General features: G+C 33.8%; 17 protein-coding genes. 11 read left to right on the plus strand and 6 right to left on the minus strand.

Annotated features, from left to right (window positions below):
• Nucleotides 1-7 precede the first annotated feature (7 nt).
• Nucleotides 8-532, minus strand: coding sequence for a TlpA disulfide reductase family protein (locus tag GV828_RS02845; RefSeq protein ID WP_166535950.1), 525 nt, complete (start codon nucleotides 530-532; stop codon nucleotides 8-10).
• Nucleotides 533-669: 137 nt separating this feature from the next.
• On the opposite strand from GV828_RS02845, the gene GV828_RS02850 reads away from it, so the two are divergent.
• Nucleotides 670-1,125, plus strand: a complete 456-nt coding sequence (locus GV828_RS02850) for a MarR family winged helix-turn-helix transcriptional regulator (protein WP_166535951.1) — start codon at nucleotides 670-672, stop codon at nucleotides 1,123-1,125.
• Nucleotides 1,126-1,166: 41 nt separating this feature from the next.
• Entirely contained in the window at nucleotides 1,167-1,736 is a 570-nt protein-coding gene (locus GV828_RS02855) for a YceI family protein (protein WP_166535952.1), read from the plus strand.
• A gap of 170 nt (nucleotides 1,737-1,906) precedes the next feature.
• Here GV828_RS02855 and yaaA read toward each other — a convergent pair whose 3' ends face one another.
• Nucleotides 1,907-2,665, minus strand: a complete 759-nt coding sequence (gene yaaA, locus GV828_RS02860; protein WP_166535953.1) for a peroxide stress protein YaaA — start codon at nucleotides 2,663-2,665, stop codon at nucleotides 1,907-1,909.
• A gap of 76 nt (nucleotides 2,666-2,741) precedes the next feature.
• Between yaaA and GV828_RS02865 the strand changes: the two genes are divergently transcribed.
• The 5 genes from GV828_RS02865 to GV828_RS02885 all read left to right on the plus strand — a co-directional run bounded on the left by GV828_RS02865 (nucleotide 2,742) and on the right by GV828_RS02885 (nucleotide 7,199).
• Nucleotides 2,742-3,323, plus strand: coding sequence for a Crp/Fnr family transcriptional regulator (locus GV828_RS02865; protein ID WP_166535954.1), 582 nt, complete (start codon nucleotides 2,742-2,744; stop codon nucleotides 3,321-3,323).
• A 113-nt stretch (nucleotides 3,324-3,436) separates the two neighbouring features.
• Nucleotides 3,437-4,165 carry a pirin family protein gene (locus tag GV828_RS02870; protein WP_166535955.1) on the plus strand — a complete coding sequence of 243 codons (729 nt, stop codon included), beginning with the start codon at nucleotides 3,437-3,439 and terminating at the stop codon, nucleotides 4,163-4,165.
• A 22-nt stretch (nucleotides 4,166-4,187) separates the two neighbouring features.
• Nucleotides 4,188-4,718, plus strand: a complete 531-nt coding sequence (locus tag GV828_RS02875; RefSeq protein ID WP_166535956.1) for a YceI family protein — start codon at nucleotides 4,188-4,190, stop codon at nucleotides 4,716-4,718.
• Nucleotides 4,719-4,968: 250 nt separating this feature from the next.
• A complete protein-coding gene (locus GV828_RS02880; protein ID WP_166535957.1) occupies nucleotides 4,969-6,582 on the plus strand; it encodes a zinc metalloprotease in 1,614 nt (537 codons plus the stop codon).
• 5 nt (nucleotides 6,583-6,587) lie between these two features.
• Nucleotides 6,588-7,199, plus strand: a complete 612-nt coding sequence (locus GV828_RS02885) for a hypothetical protein (protein ID WP_166535958.1) — start codon at nucleotides 6,588-6,590, stop codon at nucleotides 7,197-7,199.
• An 878-nt stretch (nucleotides 7,200-8,077) separates the two neighbouring features.
• Here the strand turns inward: GV828_RS02885 and GV828_RS02890 are convergent.
• The 3 genes from GV828_RS02890 to typA all read right to left on the minus strand — a co-directional run bounded on the left by GV828_RS02890 (nucleotide 8,078) and on the right by typA (nucleotide 10,877).
• Nucleotides 8,078-8,470 (minus strand): hypothetical protein, encoded by a 393-nt coding sequence (locus GV828_RS02890; RefSeq protein WP_166535959.1) that lies wholly within the window; start codon nucleotides 8,468-8,470, stop codon nucleotides 8,078-8,080.
• Nucleotides 8,471-8,487: 17 nt separating this feature from the next.
• On the minus strand, nucleotides 8,488-8,664 hold the full coding sequence (locus GV828_RS02895; RefSeq protein ID WP_166535960.1) for a hypothetical protein: 177 nt from the start codon (nucleotides 8,662-8,664) through the stop codon (nucleotides 8,488-8,490).
• A gap of 416 nt (nucleotides 8,665-9,080) precedes the next feature.
• Entirely contained in the window at nucleotides 9,081-10,877 is a 1,797-nt protein-coding gene (gene typA, locus GV828_RS02900; protein ID WP_166535961.1) for a translational GTPase TypA, read from the minus strand.
• 188 nt (nucleotides 10,878-11,065) lie between these two features.
• Here typA and GV828_RS02905 point away from each other — a divergent pair, with 188 nt between their 5' ends.
• Genes GV828_RS02905 through GV828_RS02920 form a run of 4 tightly spaced genes read left to right on the plus strand, consistent with a single transcriptional unit; the run spans nucleotide 11,066 to nucleotide 16,759 of the window.
• On the plus strand, nucleotides 11,066-12,397 hold the full coding sequence (locus tag GV828_RS02905; protein ID WP_166535962.1) for a sensor histidine kinase: 1,332 nt from the start codon (nucleotides 11,066-11,068) through the stop codon (nucleotides 12,395-12,397).
• A 32-nt stretch (nucleotides 12,398-12,429) separates the two neighbouring features.
• Nucleotides 12,430-12,864: a response regulator gene (locus GV828_RS02910; protein ID WP_166535963.1), complete on the plus strand. Its 435-nt coding sequence runs from the start codon at nucleotides 12,430-12,432 to the stop codon at nucleotides 12,862-12,864.
• Nucleotides 12,865-16,359, plus strand: coding sequence for a PAS domain S-box protein (locus GV828_RS02915; RefSeq protein WP_166535964.1), 3,495 nt, complete (start codon nucleotides 12,865-12,867; stop codon nucleotides 16,357-16,359).
• A gap of 1 nt (nucleotide 16,360) precedes the next feature.
• The gene (locus tag GV828_RS02920) at nucleotides 16,361-16,759 is read left to right on the plus strand and encodes a response regulator (RefSeq protein WP_166535965.1); all 399 of its coding nucleotides are present in this window, start codon (nucleotides 16,361-16,363) and stop codon (nucleotides 16,757-16,759) included.
• Nucleotides 16,760-16,819: 60 nt separating this feature from the next.
• On the opposite strand, the gene GV828_RS02925 is transcribed toward GV828_RS02920, so the two are convergent.
• The coding region (locus tag GV828_RS02925; protein WP_166535966.1) for an IS3 family transposase at nucleotides 16,820-17,034 on the minus strand (215 nt) is incomplete at its 5' end.

The raw sequence follows: 17,034 nt of genomic DNA on the forward strand, positions 1-17,034 counted from the left end.
ATTAATTTTAATTAAACTTTTTTATTTCAGTTTCTAATTCTTCGTAAGTAAATGATTTTTCAAAAAAACGTTTCTCACTATTTTTATAAATTATTGTTGCCGGAATCGCTCCAGACCAAGAAACATCAACCTTTGGAATCCACGAATTAGCATCAGGATCATTGAGCAACACCACTTCTGATTGAATGTTATTTTCTTTAATGTATGGCAATAATTTGCTTTCGACCATTTTGGGAAAATCGATACTTACTAACAAAACTTTAGTCTTTGAATTTTTAGCAACTCGATTTAATTTCTCAAAATGTGGTAATTCTTCAACGCAAGGTTTGCACCAAGTAGCCCAAAAGTTTATTACATACAAAGTATCATTTTCTTGTTTCAAGAAATAATCAAGACCATTAAAGTTATAAGATTTCACTTTTACCCCATTACTTTCATAAACTTTAAGAGGATTAGGAGGAAGTGTTAATTGTTTTTCAGTTTTATTGCAGCCAAATAAACTCAACCCAATTGCTAACAGTAAAATTTTCATTTAATAATTATCAAAAATGTGCCTAAAATTAAGACTTTCAGGATTAAGACTACTCTTTTTAACTTTTTTTTAAACGATGAACATTGTTTATTAATTTTTTGTCTATACATTTGTATATACAAATTTTGTAACTACAAATGAGAATAGAAGAAATATTAAAGACAAATTCACCGCTTTTACCTAGCAAGAAAATCATCTTAAATCTTATTTATAATCAAAATTTGATTAATGAAAAATTTAACGACGTACTGAAACCACATGATTTATCGATGGAACAGTTTAACGTTCTTAGAATTTTAAAAGGGCAAAAAGACAAGCCTGCCCACATGAGCTTAATTCAAGAACGTATGTTGACTAAAACAAGTAATACTACAAGACTTGTTGACAAATTACTAAACAAAGGATTAGTTAACCGACAAACATGTAAGGAAAATCGCAGGAAAATGGAAATCTCAATTACCCCACTAGGGAAAGAAACACTTGAAACCATTAGTCCGTTAATTGAAAATGTAGAATCTCTTTTTGCCCAGAACCTCACTCCAGCAGAAGTTGAAATGCTCAATTTTCTGCTGGAGAAATACCGAAACAATTAATTAAAGTTAAATTATAAATAAAGTAAAGCTAAACATTGAAAATGAAGAATTTAAAAAATAAAATTTCGTTAATTCTATTAGTAATCACATCATTTAACGTTAACGCACAAGAATCAAAAAAGATTGATGTTGCACAAAGTAAAATCCATTGGGTTGGTAAAAAAGTTACCGGACAACACGAAGGAACAATTAATTTCCAAGATGGCGTTTTGGTTTTTAAAGACAAAAAATTAGCCGGTGGAAATTTCACCGTTGACATGACCTCCATAAATACAACTGATTTAAGTGGAAAAGGTAAAGAAAACCTCGACAAACATTTGAAAGCAGATGATTTTTTTGGAGTTGACCAGTACCCAACCGCCACAATCGTTTTTAAATCTTTGGGAAAAAAATCTAACAACGTATATGCTGTAACTGCTGACTTAACGATAAAAAACATCACACATCCAGTAAAATTTGACATCACGGTTGATAAAAATTCCGCTAATGCAGCTTTAAAAGTGGACCGCACAAAGTATGATATCAAGTATAAATCTAAAAACTTTTTCGAAGGCTTAGGTGATAATGTAATCTATGATGAATTCGAATTAGCTGTTGACATAAAATTTTAGTCTAAACTATTTCCCCTGCCCTAAAAACCCCATTTGAGTTTCAAACGGGGTTTTTTTATTGATACAATTTAAATATAAACTTTACATTTAAACCAATATACATAACACACTGATAATAAAATTATTAAGCAATAGTTATAAATTTTATTTATCATGCTTTTAAAGACAAATTATCTTGTGAATACCAATTGATTTTCTTTGGAAAGTGAAGCGTCAAATCGATAGCCGTCAACATCAAATTTTTTCAAATCGTCAAGAGTTTCAGCATTATTTTCTACTATAAAACGCGCCATCATTCCCCTCGCCTTTTTGGCAAAAAAACTAATCATTTTTAATTTCCCGTCTTTGTAATCCTTAAATTCTGACGTAACGATTGTTGCCTTAATTGCTTTTTTGTCAATCACCGAAAAATATTCATTGCTGGCTAAATTAATCAACAAATCACCTTTTTTCATTTCGCTGTTCAATTGTTTGGTAATTTTGGTTTTCCAAAATTCGTACAAATTTTCTTTTTTGCCGATGGCTAACTTCGTTCCCATTTCCAATCGATATGGCTGAATCAAATCTAAAGGTTTTAACAATCCATACAACCCTGACAAAATTCTAAGTTTTTCCTGCATTTGCAACATCTTTTCTTCAGAAATTGAATAAGCGTCTAAACCTTGGTAAACATCGCCGTTAAAAGCATAAATCGCTTGTCGGGCATTTTCGGGAGTAAATGGTACGTGCCATTCTTGATTGCGTTGCCAATTTAAATCCGCAAGTTTATCGGAAATAGCCATGATTTCCATCAGCTTTTTAGGCTTTAATTTCTTTAAACTTCGGTGAACGGTTTGCGATTCTTTTTCAAAAACCGAATTTGTGTGTGTTTTTATAGGCAAATCCGTTTCGAAGTCGAGGGATTTTGCTGGAGATATTACAATTTTCATTGGTTATTTTGAGTTTTGTTCAAAAATACAAATTCGTAAAATAATAAAAGTTTAAATTTGCTAAAAAACCCAAAACGTGTTTCAATCCATCGACCAAAACCTCAGCCGATACGTGGCATTTTCAAACGAAGAACTTGACATTTTACATGCAAATCTTAGTTTGAAAAAATTTCCCAAAAAAACAATTTTGCTTCGTGAAGGTGAGATTTGTAGCTTTGAAGCCTACGTAAATCAAGGATGTTTGCGCAAATATTACATTGACAGTAACGGAAATGAAGTCATTATCCAGTTTGCTTTGGAAGATGCTTGGATTGGCGATACTTCGTTTAGCTCTTTCGAAAGTGAACCCAGCAAAATGTTTATCGAGACGTTGGAAGACGTTGAGCTTTTGATGTTTTCCCCCGAATCGAAAGAAAATTTATTAGAAAAAGCACCGCGGTTTGAACGCGCTTTCCGAATTTTATTACAACGAAATTTGGCCGCTACCCAAAATCGTTTGTTCCACACCATTTCTCAAACTGCCACCGAAAGATACTTAGAATTTTCGGCAAAATATCCTACGATTCAACAACGCGTTCCACAACATTTCATCGCATCTTACTTGGGAATTTCACCTGAATTTTTAAGTAAAATCCGAACTAAATTGGCGAAAGCCTGATAAATCCAATCTTTTTATTTCTTGTCCTAGTTCAATGCACAGGTTTTGGATTTGGACGAACTTTGCCATAACAAAAACATCAAAAATTAAATTTTTTGAAAAATTAAAAAGTTATGGAAAAATCAATTTTGCACAAAGCAGCAACTCGTGGTCATGCCAATCACGGTTGGTTAGAAGCTTACCACACTTTTAGTTTTGCGGGTTATCAAGATCCGAGCCGCATGAATTTTGGAGTTTTACGGGTTTTGAATGATGATACTATTTCAGGCGGAATGGGTTTTGGGAAACATCCACACGACAATATGGAAATCATCACAATTCCGCTAGAAGGAGCTTTGGAACACGAAGACAGCATGGGAAATAAAGCCGTGATTCGCAAAGGTGAAATCCAGGTTATGAGTGCCGGAACCGGAGTTTTTCACAGTGAATATAACCCTAGTGAAACTGAACGAACTAAACTATTACAAATTTGGGTTTTCCCTAATAAAAGAAATGTTGAGCCGAGATACGATCAAATTTCTTTGAACGAAGCCGACAGACATAATCAATTGCAACAAATTTTATCGCCAAATGCAGAAGATGAAGGTGTTTGGATTCACCAAGATGCATGGTTTCATTTGGGGAAATTTGACGAAAATTTTAAAGTCGGTTACGATTTTAAAAAATCCGGAAATGGCGTTTATGCATTTGTTTTAAACGGAAAATTCGAAATTAATGGTCAAGAATTAGACCAGCGAGATGGTTTTGGAATTTCAGGAACGGAAAAAATTTCAATCACGGCATTGACGAATGACGCGGAAATTTTGTTGATGGAAGTGCCAATGTTTATCAATTTTAAATAATCAATGTATAAAAATAAAAATTATGAGTACTACAAAATGGGCTGTTGATGCCACACATTCAGAAATTGGATTTAAAGTAAAACACATGATGTTTACTAATGTTTCGGGAAAATTCACGCAGTTTGACGCTTCAATTGAAACCGAAGGTGACGATTTTAGCAATGCTAAATTTTCTTTTTCAGGAAAAATTAATTCGGTTGAAACTGGAAATGCCGACAGAGACAATCATTTGAAAAGCGGCGATTTTTTTGATGCCGAAAATCATCCGGAAATTACTTTTACTTCCACTTCTTTTGAACAAAAATCAAGTGAAGATTATGTTTTGAATGGTGAACTTTCCATTCGTGGCGTTAGCAAACCAGTTTCTTTGAACGTTGAATTTGGCGGTTTGGCAAAAGATCCTTGGGGAAATACCAAAGCAGGATTTTCGGCAACGGGAAAAATTAACCGTAAAGATTTTGGCTTAAACTGGAATGCGGCTTTAGAAACCGGCGGCGTTTTGGTAAGCGACGAAGTGAAACTAGCGATTGAATTGCAATTTGCGAAGCAGTAATCTTTGTAAACAATTATAAAAACTGAAAAAATCTCCGAAAGGGGATTTTTTTTATGAAACATTCCAAATGTTAACAATTTTAACAAAGTGGGCTAAAACATAAGGTATCCATAAGGAAGCTATGGCTTTGAGTGGGGGAAGATATTCGGGAAAATAAATTAAGTTTTTTCTTTATTTATCATATTTTTAAAAATAATGTTATATTTGAAACGTACCAGCGTTTGAAGTTGTAATTTTTTAATTAATAAATATGACAAACAAACAATTTAACAAAGAACGCTTAATAAAACTTTTTGGCGTTATGGTGGTCCTTTTGGCGATGAGTTGCCAAACAGAGGAAATTTCTTTACAGCAGGAAATCCCAAAGAACAAAAAACCAAAAATTGTTCTGCTCGAAGGAAAAGAAGCCCAATGCAGAAAAACATCAACGTTAAATAAGTTGCACCACCGTGGTGTTTTACAAAAAGAAAAATTGTTAATAAAAAACAGCAATTTACATTATCGCAATGAGGATGAGGCACTCGAAATTAATTATGATAAAGTAATGCAAACAGAAGATAGCTATGGTGCCATCCACCTTACCTATCAAGCCTCCAAAACAGACACTCCAGAAAATATTTTTTACAACTTGGTTATGACCGAAAAAGAAGGTAAAGACAAAATAGTTCTAGTAAAATATGAAATGGAAGTGGATTTTTGGGAAGAATACAAAATTAGCGGAAAGATGGAAAATTTTAGAGGTAAAGTTACATTTACCGAAGTGGCAAGCGATCCGGATTTTCCATGTAACCACACGCCACCTATTCCAATAACTGTCAATCCAGGTGATGGCTCACCCGGGGGTACTGGTGGTGGAGGCTCTTCAGGAGGTGGAGGAACTTCAATAGGAAACCCTAGCGGTTCGGCGGGTTCTCCAAATATTCCTGGTGGTAGTGTTGACGATCAGATCGCTGGCGCTTATACACGATTGTATTTATTAGCCATTGAGGCTTTGATTGATGCTCAAAACGATGATGAAGATGGCGACCGAATTTTAACTCCAAGATTTTTACGAATTAGACCAGTTACGCAAATCACTGATCCTTCATTGCTTTGTGACGATGGAATGGAAGTGGGGATTTTGGAGCCGGAGAGAGATGATATCATAGCTAATTTAATTGAGGATCAAATAGATGATAGCGAATTAGACGAATGCACTAAAGGAATTCTTAACAAACTCAAAAATTTACAACAAAATGATATTGCGAAGATTATGAAGCGGTTCGACTCAGATCTTAGTCCATTTACCCTTAAATTTTCACAAGTGCCAAATTTGATGCATAATAATCAAATAGCGTACGGCTTATGTGTTCCATCTAACGACAATACGCTAAGCTATCATATAAAATTAAATTCAGATTATTTCAAAAACGATGGAGCAACAAATTTAGGGAAAGCAGCTACTATAATTCATGAAATTTTACATGCTCTAATCGCAAGTGTAATACAAAGAACTCAGCCAAGCACAGATGTTACAGATTTTCCTCAAATATGGAACACTTATGTTTTGATAAAAGCGGGAGAGGTCGCTCCTGACGATCATATATTTATGGGCAACCACTACGTAAAAATAATGGCATCCATTTTACAAGAATATGATACTGGAGTTCCTATAGGAGATATGGAAAATCCAAATCAACTATATATGGATTTGGCTTGGAGCGGGTTGTTTAAAAATTGGGACTTTGCCAATGAGGACACATCCTTTAACCAAATATTATCTCTTAACGACAAATTGAGAATTAGTGCGGTAAAACAAGCTGAAATGACAAATGAAATTGTAAATGGAACTCAGCCAACAAATAATGCACCTTGTATAGAATGATGCTTATGAAAAGTCCGTTTATTCTTCTTATATTAATTTTTTTTAGTATAGTTGGATGTTCTTCTAATCGAAACAAATATCCCTTTGTATCCAAAGTCATAAAAGATATTAGCGAAAAAGGTCATTTTACGAAAATAAATGTTTTAGAGGAAACTGCTACTTTTTCTCCTTCATTTTTAAAAAATGTTTATCTCGAACATAAAAAGATTCATGATAAAAAAGGGCCGTTCCCGTCTGACGGTAAATTTCACTGGAAAGACAATAAATTCGCTTGGTATATTTCTGAATCTGAGGTCAATTATATGACACAGAAATTTCAAATACAGCAAAAAAGATTTTGGGAGAAGAAATATTTAAAATCTTGTATTAAGGATTCGGTAATTATAATAGAGAATCCATTCGTGAAAAGAGGTTTAACTCTTAAAAGTTTGGAAAATGAAATCAACAATAATATCAATGAAAATCGGCCTGTTTTCGTTTTCAGTACACCTATTTTTAATAGAAAAAACGATAAGGCTGTCATCGCCTATAATCATCCATTTTTATTAGGCTCTGGAATGATTCTATTTTATAAAAAAGTAAATAATGAATGGATATTTGTTGGTAGTTACTATTGATTTATTTTCAATAGTAAAAAGACAAAGTATAATATGGATTAGCAGAGAATTTCCCAAACGCAAACGTCGACCTATTAGCGTAATTGTTTAACCATGAATATCCAATCGGGAGCGAAAAAAGAGAGCGTTTCAAAAAAATAAATGATGCAGAAGATTTTCAAGAAAGTAGTTTCGTCGGAAATATTATTACACCAAAAAGTACAGCATGCGAATAAAAACACATATAGCTTTTTTATCAATCTTCCTGATTACATCTTGTGTCGCAGTAGATACTGACGTTAACATAGTGAAAATTATCTGCTGGATATTAATAGAAAGGAAGATTTTAAGACGCTCTGCGAATCTATCGCAATCGATATTCCAGAAACGATATGGATTAGCAGCGAAAACCCAAATCGGAAGGTAATCGATCGGTATCTTTTTAACGACCAAAGCACAGAATACACTCACAAAGTCATATGGGTAAACTGCCGGAAAAAATTAGAGCTAAATAAACATGAAATTCAAATTTTAAAAAACAAAATAGAAAATACAAAAAATAGAAACTATTTAGTTACAAATAGATTATGGGTTGAAAATTTTAAATTGTTGAAAAATAAATCTATACTCCCAAATGATGTCGTTTTTAGATTTTCTCAACCCATTTTAACTCAAAGCAAAGATTATGCAATTTTCTTTTCTCAATTTACTGCTAACATTGATCGCAAAGATGTCAACATTCAAAGTGGATATGTTCTAATGAAAAAAATTGACGGTAATTGGATTTTTTCAGGAAATCTTTGTGAGAATCGCAGAATTGATCAAGATAATCTCAAAAAAATCCATAAAAAATGCCCCAACACGTTCGTTTTGGGGCATTTTCTGTTTTAGAGGAAAAATTAATACCGTTCGTTTAATTCTTCAAAATCATCGTCGTCTGAAGAAATCGATTGGTTTTGGTCTTCGTCTAAATCAATGTTGTCGCTTAAGATGTATTCATCTTGGTTAAAAGCGTCGGCATTTTTGGTGTTTCCGCCTTCTTCTTGCCATTGTGCTGCTGAAAGTTTTCCGCCTTTGTCTGATTCAAGTGCAAAATCTTTTTCTGCGGTATAAGTCACACCTTGTTGTTCCATGGCGAGGTATTTATCGGTGTTGTCGTTTAAATCCTCATCATGGTCCTGATTTTTTTCGGGTGCGGCTTTGTGAGTGGCGTCACTTTTTAAATTGTGGGCTACCTGATTATCGGTATTTAAATCAGGATTTTGATGTTTTTTTTGATTTTCATTTTCCATAGCGTTGGTTTTTTAGGTTAAAACAATAACAAGGTGTTGATGTCATTGAGTTTTAGGAGTTCTAAATTTGTTTTGAGCAAATTTTTAAGTTGGCGATTTTTCTTTTTCACTTTTTCGGTGAAACCAGAATTGTTTTCTTTTTTTTCCTGAAAAGAAGTTATCGCCTGACTTTGATGAGTAGTTTTAGCGTTCATGATGCCAATTTTTAGTGATAATATTGATTTTGTTATTGTTACTACAAGTTAACGATTTTAAAATGGATTTGAAAATTTGTGGGTATTAAATAATTGCTAAATGATTATTGGCAAAATGTGCTCTCAAAGAAATAATGGTTATGGTTAGCAGTTTTTAGCCCCGATTACCTCACAATACTTTTATTTTAATCGGAGTTCGGTGAACACTTCGTGTTTAAAGCGAAAAGCATTTTTTAACGAAACGACATTTTTTGCCCGAAAAAAAGAGCGACTCCCGAAACTTCGGGAGAAGCTCCTTTTTTTTGGCAGCAAAAAAGGAGTTTTGTAAAAAAGCTTGTAGCGGAAAGTGGGATTTTGCTCCACAAAAAAAAAAGCCACTCTTTGCAGAATGGCTTCCTTTGTTTATAAAAAACTAATTAGATTTTGAAACGTTTACGATCGTTTTCGTTTAGGTAAATTTTACGCAAACGAATTGATTTTGGCGTAACTTCCACGTATTCATCTTTTTGGATGTACTCTAAAGCTTCTTCCAAAGAGAATTTGATAGCCGGAACGATTTTGTTTTTATCATCAGCACCTGCAGAACGGAAGTTGGTCAACTGCTTGGTTTTAGTGATGTTGATTGACATATCATCGCCACGAGAGTTTTCTCCAACAACTTGTCCTTCGTAGATGTCTTCGTTTGGATCTACGAAAAACTTACCACGATCCTGCAATTTGTTAATAGAATAAGGAATGGCTTTTCCGTTTTCCATCGAAATTAACGAACCGTTGATTCTACCTGCAATTTCACCTTTAAATGGTTCATAACCTATGAATCTGTGTGCCATGATGGCTTCTCCGGCAGTTGCAGTTAATAATTGGTTTCTCAAACCGATAATTCCTCTTGATGGAATGTTGAATTTGATGATCATTCGCTCTCCTTTTCCTTCCATAGAAAGCATTTCACCTTTACGAACTGAAACAAATTCTACTGCTCTACCTGAAACGTTTTCTGGCAAATCAATTGTCAATTCTTCGATAGGCTCACATTTTACACCGTCAATTTCTTTGATAATTACTTGAGGTTGACCAATTTGCAATTCATACCCTTCTCTTCTCATGGTTTCGATTAAAACTGATAAGTGTAATACTCCACGACCGAAAACCATGAATTTATCAGCAGAGTCAGTTTCGTTTACACGAAGCGCAAGATTTTTTTCAAGTTCTTTAGCTAAACGCTCTTTAATATGTCTTGAGGTTACAAATTTTCCTTCTTTTCCAAAAAACGGTGAGTCGTTGATGGTAAATAGCATACTCATTGTTGGCTCATCGATAGCGATAGATTGTAATGCTTCAGGATTTTCAAAATCGGCGATGGTATCACCAATTTCAAAACCTTCAATTCCCACTACAGCACAAATATCTCCAGCTGTAACTTCAGTTACTTTTTTACGGCCTAAACCTTCAAAAGTGTGTAATTCTTTAATTCTTGATTTGATAATTTTTCCATCTCTTTTTACCAAAGATATTGGCATTCCTTCTTTCAAAACACCTCTTTCTAATCTTCCAATCGCGATTCTTCCTGTAAAAGATGAGAAATCTAATGAAGTAATTAACATTTGAGGAGTTCCTTCAGAAACTTTTGGAGCCGGAACATTTTCAATTACCATGTCTAAAAGTGGCTCGATGTTTTGCGTTTGGTTTTTCCAATCGTCAGACATCCAGTTGTTTTTTGCCGAACCATAAACGGTGGGGAAATCAAGCTGTTCTTCGGTTGCTCCAAGCTCGAACATCAAGTCAAAAACTTTTTCGTGAACTTCTTCGGGAGTACAATTTTCCTTGTCCACTTTATTAATAACAACGCAAGGTTTTAAGCCTAAATCAATCGCTTTTTGTAATACGAAACGCGTTTGTGGCATCGGGCCTTCAAAAGCATCTACTAATAGACAAACACCATCAGCCATGTTCAAAACACGTTCAACTTCACCACCAAAATCGGCGTGACCTGGAGTATCTATAATGTTAATTTTTGTACCTTTATACATCACCGAAACGTTTTTAGAGGTGATGGTAATTCCTCTTTCACGCTCAAGATCGTTGTTATCTAGGATAAGATCTCCGGTGTTTTCGTTTTCACGAAAAAGTTGGCAATGGTACATAATTTTATCAACCAAAGTAGTTTTACCGTGATCGACGTGGGCAATAATTGCGATGTTTCTGATAGAATCCATTATATTTTTTTTGGAGGTGCAAATTTACACTTTATTTTGATATAAAAAATTGTTTTTAAAAGAAGCATAACTTATTCATAATTAAGGATTAATGTTAGGCAATGAGTTTCGAGCTTCTTAAAGATTTTTCTTACTAAAATCACTAATGCAAAAAATTTTGCTATCTTTAAATCCCCAATGTTTTATTAATGAAAACCTCTACTAAACTTATTGCCATTTATCTTTCCGTTGGGACGCTTTGGATTCTAGGAAGCGATCGCCTTTTAGATTACTTGAATTTAAATGATGACTCTCAGTTTTTTCAGACCTGTAAGGGTTTAGCCTTCATAGTAATTTCTGGGGCTATTTTTTGGAAAATGCTTAAAGCCTACGAGCGAAAAAATGAAAAGTATTTTGATCGTTTAAAAAAAATTTCGCAACAATTGCAGCATAGCAATGACAAGTATAAAGTAATTACAAAGATTACTAGCAATGTCATTTGGGAACACGATTATGCTACGAAGGAGGTAATTTGGGGACACCAACTAACAGAAATGTTTGGTTATCAACAGCTCAACCAGCCGACAAATTGGTGGGTTGAAAAAATACACCCAGAAGATCGAGAACGCGTATTAAACGATTTTAAAAATTTTATAAGTAAAAAAGAAAAATTGTGGGTTGCGGAATATAAATTTCTTAAGGAAGATGGTACAATACATTATATTTTAGACCGAGGCTATGCACTTTTTGACAAAAATGGCAACATCATTAAAGTTATAGGCGCTTTACAGGATATTACTGATAGAAAACTTCACGAGCAACAATTACAAACATTAAACGAGCAATTAAAAATACGTAATCAGGAATTGGCTGATACCAATGCCGAACTGGAACAATTTGCGTATGTTGCATCTCACGATTTGCAAGAACCTTTGCGAATGGTCACAAGATTTTTATCCGAAATAGAGCGAAAGTACAGCGACAAATTAGATGAAAAAGGGAAAGAATATATATTTTACGCAGTAGATGGTGCTAAAAGAATGCGGGTTTTAATTTTAGATTTGTTAGAATATTCTCGGATAGGCCGAATGGAATATAAAATAGAAACTTTTCCTGTTGAAGAAATTTTACAAGATATCATCTTATTACAAAGTATAAACAATAATTCTGCAGCAATCACTTGGGACAAAATGCCAATCGTAACCCAAAGCAAAACGCAACTTATTCAGGTTTTTCAAAATTTAATTAGCAATGCATTAAAATATTGTAAACCCGAAATAACTTGCAAAATTCACATTTCATATATCGATTTAGGTCATCATCATCAATTTTGTGTAATGGACAACGGTATTGGGATACATCCAGATTTTTTTGAAAAAGTATTTGTAATATTTCGAAGATTGCACGGCACACATGATTATTCTGGGACAGGAATAGGTTTAGCAATTTGTAAAAAAATCGTGGAAACTATGGGCGGAAAAATTTGGGTAAAAAGCCAAGAAGGAAAAGGAAGCCAGTTTTATTTTACAATCACTAAATAATCGTATATTTGTTTAAACCAATCCGCTAATCCATGGAATCAGTCCATATTTTGTTGGTAGAAGATAATGAAGGAGACATCGTTTTGACGCTCGACGCTTTGCGAGAAGGACGATTGGACACCGAAGTATCTGTGGTGCGTGACGGTTGGCAAGCATTGAATTTTCTTGAAAAAAAAGAAAATCATCAATTTGCAAGAACTCCGGATTTAATTATTCTCGATATTAACCTACCGAAATTAAGTGGACACGAAGTACTAGCAAAAATTAAAATGAATCCCCAAATTCAACATATACCTGTAATTATGCTAACAACCTCATCATCAGATGCAGATATCTTTAAAAGCTATCACCATCACGTAAACTGTTTTATCACTAAACCCATTGAATCACAGAAATTTTTAGAAGTCATAAACTCAATAGAAGACTTTTGGATTTCTACCGTACAACTGCCAAAAAAAACGCATTAAATGGGATTTAAACAAAATGGAGTTCATTTTCTAATTGTAGAAGATAACCAAGGCGATTTAGTTTTGGTAAAAAACTACATAGAAGAAGAATTCAAAGATCCTGTCATTTATGAGGCAGTTTCTTATAATGAGGCAAAAAAAATACTCGGATCCGGTATCAAAGTGGATGTCATTTTGCTCGATTTAATGTTACCTGACAAAGCTGGTGAAGATTTAATCAAAAAAATAGTACCGCTTGCCGGTAATGTCCCCATCATTATACTTACCGGAAACAGTGACCGTGAATTTAGCATAAAATCGCTCTCCTACGGCGTTTCGGACTATTTGCTAAAAGATGATCTCAATGCTTATCTTTTATTTAAAAGCGTAGTTTATAACATTGAACAAAAAAAAATACGCCTGCAACTGGCTGAATCAGAACAAAAGTACCGCGATATATTTAATTTTAGCCCTGTTCCAAAAGTGGTTTATGACATGGAATCGCTTTATTTTTTAGACGCAAATACCGCTGCGCTAAAAAAATATGAAACAACTATTGACAATTTTTTACAGCTAAAAATAAGTGACATCATCCATGATGAAGATTTAGAAATTGCCTTAAAAATTATTAAACAAAAACAAAGCAACTCAACTTTTGGCGAAAGCGCATTACGACACGTGACTAAAAGTGGTACTATCATTAATGTAGAAACACAAAGCACCGATTTTATTTTTCAAAATCGTAAAGCCAGAATGGTTTTAATAAATGATATTACAGAAAAACTAGAAAGTAAAAAAACAACACAATTAAGCGAACAACGTTTTCGAGCTTTGATTCAAGATGGTTCGGAAATGATTTCTATCTTAGATACTAATGGAAGGTTTATCTACATTAGTCCTAATATTAATGCTAAATACAATATCAATGCCGACTCTTTTTTGGGACAAAACGCCTTTGATTTTCTGCATCCAGAAGATGCCGAGCATTTTAGATCCGAATTTCTTCAGATAAAAGAAAAAAAAAGAATTTCGACCAGACCGTTTCGTTATATGCGGTTTGAAAACAACGAATGGAGATGGCTCGAGGCCAATGTAGTTGATATGACAGACAATGAAGCCGTTAAAGGCATTGTGTTAAATGCAAGAGATGTGACCACACGTGTTGAGAACGAACTACAACTTTTAGAAACTAACCGCCGATACGAGGCAATTGCAAAAGCAACAAGCGATGCAATTTACGAATATGACGCTTTAACTAAAAAAATTCACATTGCGGGAAGCAATTACAACAAAATATTTGGCTTCAATTTCATCGATCCAATATTAGATTTAGATTTTTGGATATCTAGATTACACCCCAGCGAGGTTGAAAGTGTTCGAAAAGCAATTGCTTCATTAAAACCAGGAGACACAAAACATCACGACCTGGAATACAGATTTAGAAAGCAAGATGATTCGTATGCGTTTGTATCGGATAGATTTGATATTGTGTGGGAAAATAATAAACCTATCAAGAAAATTGGTGCATTACAAGACATTACCACTAGAAAATTTCAGGAAAAAGCCCTGGCCGTTGAAAAAGATATCTATAAATTAAATTCGCAACCTGATAAATCGCTTAAAAGTATATTAGAACATGCCTTAGAAAATGTTGAGGAGATGATTTCTGGTGCATCTGCATCAATTTTAGAAATCAAGCACAACACCATAAGGCATTTTGCGGGAATTTCAATGCCACAAAACTATATAGAGGCTATTTATGATTTACCCCTGAAAAACACTATTTTCACAAAAGAAAACCACTATATTCAAAATATTTCAATTGAACCTTTGTGTAAAAGTTTTGCAGAAAAAGCAAAATTAAATGGCTATATTTCTTGCTGGTCTATCCCCATAAAAAAGACTGATGGAACGCTTATTGGCAGTCTTGTAACTTATTTTAAATTTGAAAAGAAAAACGATTCAAATGAAATTTATCTACTAGAACGAATAGCCAACCTGATAGGTGTTTTGGTCGAAAATAAAACTTCTGCAGAAGAACTTAAACAAGCCAAAGATCGTTACGACATTGTTGCTAAAGCCACAAGTGATACCATTTGGGATTGGAAAATTCAGGAAGATAAATTTATTTGGAACAAAGGAATCTACGGTGTATTTGGATATAAAAAAAATCAAGTGGGAGAAAACTCTAAATGGTGGTTTGATCGAATACATCCTGAAGACAGCCTGAGAATGTCAGTAAAACTATACAATTTTCTGGAAAAAAAGGTAGAAAAATGGCAAGATGAATACCGCTTTCAATGTGCCGACGGCAGCTATAAATACGTTTTTGATAGAGGATTTTTAATAAAAGATGATGAGGGAAAACCATTTAGGATGATTGGTTCAATGCAAGATGTAACACGCCAAAAAGAAGAAGAACAAAGACTCCGACTGATGGAAACAGCCATCACACAATCTAAAGACGCCGTAGTCATTACCAATACCGATATTAGTCAAAATCCAATCCCGAATATTTTATTTGTAAACGAAGCTTTCGAAAAAATGTCGGGGTACAAATCAAGTGAATTAATAGGAAAATCTCCCATGATGTTTAAAGGCGTGAATTCGGATGTATCTGAATTTAAAAAACTCTCGAAAGCCATCAAAAATGAACACGCTACACAAATTGAAACCATCAGCTACCGAAAAAACGGCGAAGAATATTGGGTCAATTTTTCCATGATTCCCATTTGGGACAAAGAAGGTAGATTGTCCCACTGGATTTCTATTCAACGTGATGTTACCGAACAAAAGAAACAAGAAAAGGAAAAGGAACAACTCATCCGAGAATTAACGCAAAACAATAAAGATTTAAAGCAGTTTTCTTATATCACTTCGCACAACCTTCGGGCTCCATTATCAAATTTAACGGGATTATTGAATTTAATTGAAGACATTCCGATGGAAAATGAGGACCTGAAATTAATCTTGAAGGGTTTCTCTAAGTCAACACATTTGTTAAACGAAACTATTAATGATTTAGTAAAAGTAGTCATTATTAAAGACAACCCTTCGGTGCAAAAAGAAAGGGTACTGTTTAGCGAAGTATTCGAAAATGTTTTTAATCAATTAAATTATTTATTCAATTTACACCAGCCCATTTTAAAAATAAAATTAGAAGAAGATTCCATAGCCAACATCAACAAGGCATATTTAGAAAGTATCATTCTAAACTTGGTAACAAACGCCATAAAATATAGAGACGTTTCCCGTAAATTAAAGATAACAATTACTACCATAGAACACCCGGATTATACCGAATTTATCTTTGAGGATAACGGAATTGGAATTGATGTAGCTCTTAATAAAGATAAAATATTTGGGCTGTACCAAAGGTTTCATAACTACCCAGACAGCAAAGGACTTGGCCTTTATCTGGTAAAATCTCAAGTGGAAACCATGGGAGGCTCAATAGAGGTAGAAAGCCAAGTAGGCAAAGGAACTAAATTTAAAATAAAATTCAAAAAAGAATAAAATGCTCAAAAAAATACTTTGCGTAGATGATGACCCTATTACATTAATGTTATACAAAATGGTAATTGCAAAAGCAGCATTTGCGGAAGAAATTGTTACAGCTAAAAATGGTCAAGAAGCGCTGGTGTACTACGAAACACTCATTGCTGATCAAAATTTTTGCTGCCCTGATTTAATTTTTCTAGATTTAAACATGCCCGTTATGGGCGGATGGGAATTTTTAGATAATTTTGAAAAAGAAAAATTTCAACGTTTTCATAAAAATACAAAAGTAATCGTTTTATCGTCCACCATTGATCCAGAAGATATTGAAAAATCCAGGCAATACGATTCGGTAATTGATTTTATGTCGAAGCCCATTACCAAAGAAATGTTAGAAAACTTAAAAAATCGTTTTTAAACAAAAAAAAAAAGAGAACATCAGCGTAGACTGCACCCAAAAGTTTAGACAAATTTACAATTAAATTTGATAATGGTGAGCTCGATATTTTATCGGGCTCATTTTGTTTAAATTCGACTTTATTCTATCGTTGTTATAATAGGTTATGTAGTTATCAATTTCTTTTTTTAATTGTTCTATCGACTTGAATTTTTGTGTGTAAAACATTTCAGATTTTAATGTGCCAAAGAAATTTTCGATCACAGCATTGTCTAAACAGTTTCCTTTTCTGGACA

The sequence above is a fragment of the Flavobacterium ichthyis genome, assembly GCF_009915155.1.
Classification (GTDB): Bacteria; Bacteroidota; Bacteroidia; order Flavobacteriales; family Flavobacteriaceae; genus Flavobacterium; species Flavobacterium ichthyis.

Bases quoted from the DNA above. Each gene is read 5' to 3' on its own strand.
- GV828_RS02845 (WP_166535950.1), bottom strand. From the start codon at position 532: ATGAAAATTTTACTGTTAGCAATTGGGTTGAGTTTATTTGGCTGCAAT.
- GV828_RS02850 (WP_166535951.1), top strand. From the start codon at position 670: ATGAGAATAGAAGAAATATTAAAGACAAATTCACCGCTTTTACCTAGC.
- GV828_RS02855 (WP_166535952.1), top strand. From the start codon at position 1,167: ATGAAGAATTTAAAAAATAAAATTTCGTTAATTCTATTAGTAATCACA.
- yaaA (WP_166535953.1), bottom strand. From the start codon at position 2,665: ATGAAAATTGTAATATCTCCAGCAAAATCCCTCGACTTCGAAACGGAT.
- GV828_RS02870 (WP_166535955.1), top strand. From the start codon at position 3,437: ATGGAAAAATCAATTTTGCACAAAGCAGCAACTCGTGGTCATGCCAAT.
- GV828_RS02875 (WP_166535956.1), top strand. From the start codon at position 4,188: ATGAGTACTACAAAATGGGCTGTTGATGCCACACATTCAGAAATTGGA.
- GV828_RS02880 (WP_166535957.1), top strand. From the start codon at position 4,969: ATGACAAACAAACAATTTAACAAAGAACGCTTAATAAAACTTTTTGGC.
- GV828_RS02885 (WP_166535958.1), top strand. From the start codon at position 6,588: ATGAAAAGTCCGTTTATTCTTCTTATATTAATTTTTTTTAGTATAGTT.
- GV828_RS02890 (WP_166535959.1), bottom strand. From the start codon at position 8,470: ATGGAAAATGAAAATCAAAAAAAACATCAAAATCCTGATTTAAATACC.
- GV828_RS02895 (WP_166535960.1), bottom strand. From the start codon at position 8,664: ATGAACGCTAAAACTACTCATCAAAGTCAGGCGATAACTTCTTTTCAG.
- typA (WP_166535961.1), bottom strand. From the start codon at position 10,877: ATGGATTCTATCAGAAACATCGCAATTATTGCCCACGTCGATCACGGT.
- GV828_RS02905 (WP_166535962.1), top strand. From the start codon at position 11,066: ATGAAAACCTCTACTAAACTTATTGCCATTTATCTTTCCGTTGGGACG.
- GV828_RS02910 (WP_166535963.1), top strand. From the start codon at position 12,430: ATGGAATCAGTCCATATTTTGTTGGTAGAAGATAATGAAGGAGACATC.
- GV828_RS02915 (WP_166535964.1), top strand. From the start codon at position 12,865: ATGGGATTTAAACAAAATGGAGTTCATTTTCTAATTGTAGAAGATAAC.
- GV828_RS02920 (WP_166535965.1), top strand. From the start codon at position 16,361: ATGCTCAAAAAAATACTTTGCGTAGATGATGACCCTATTACATTAATG.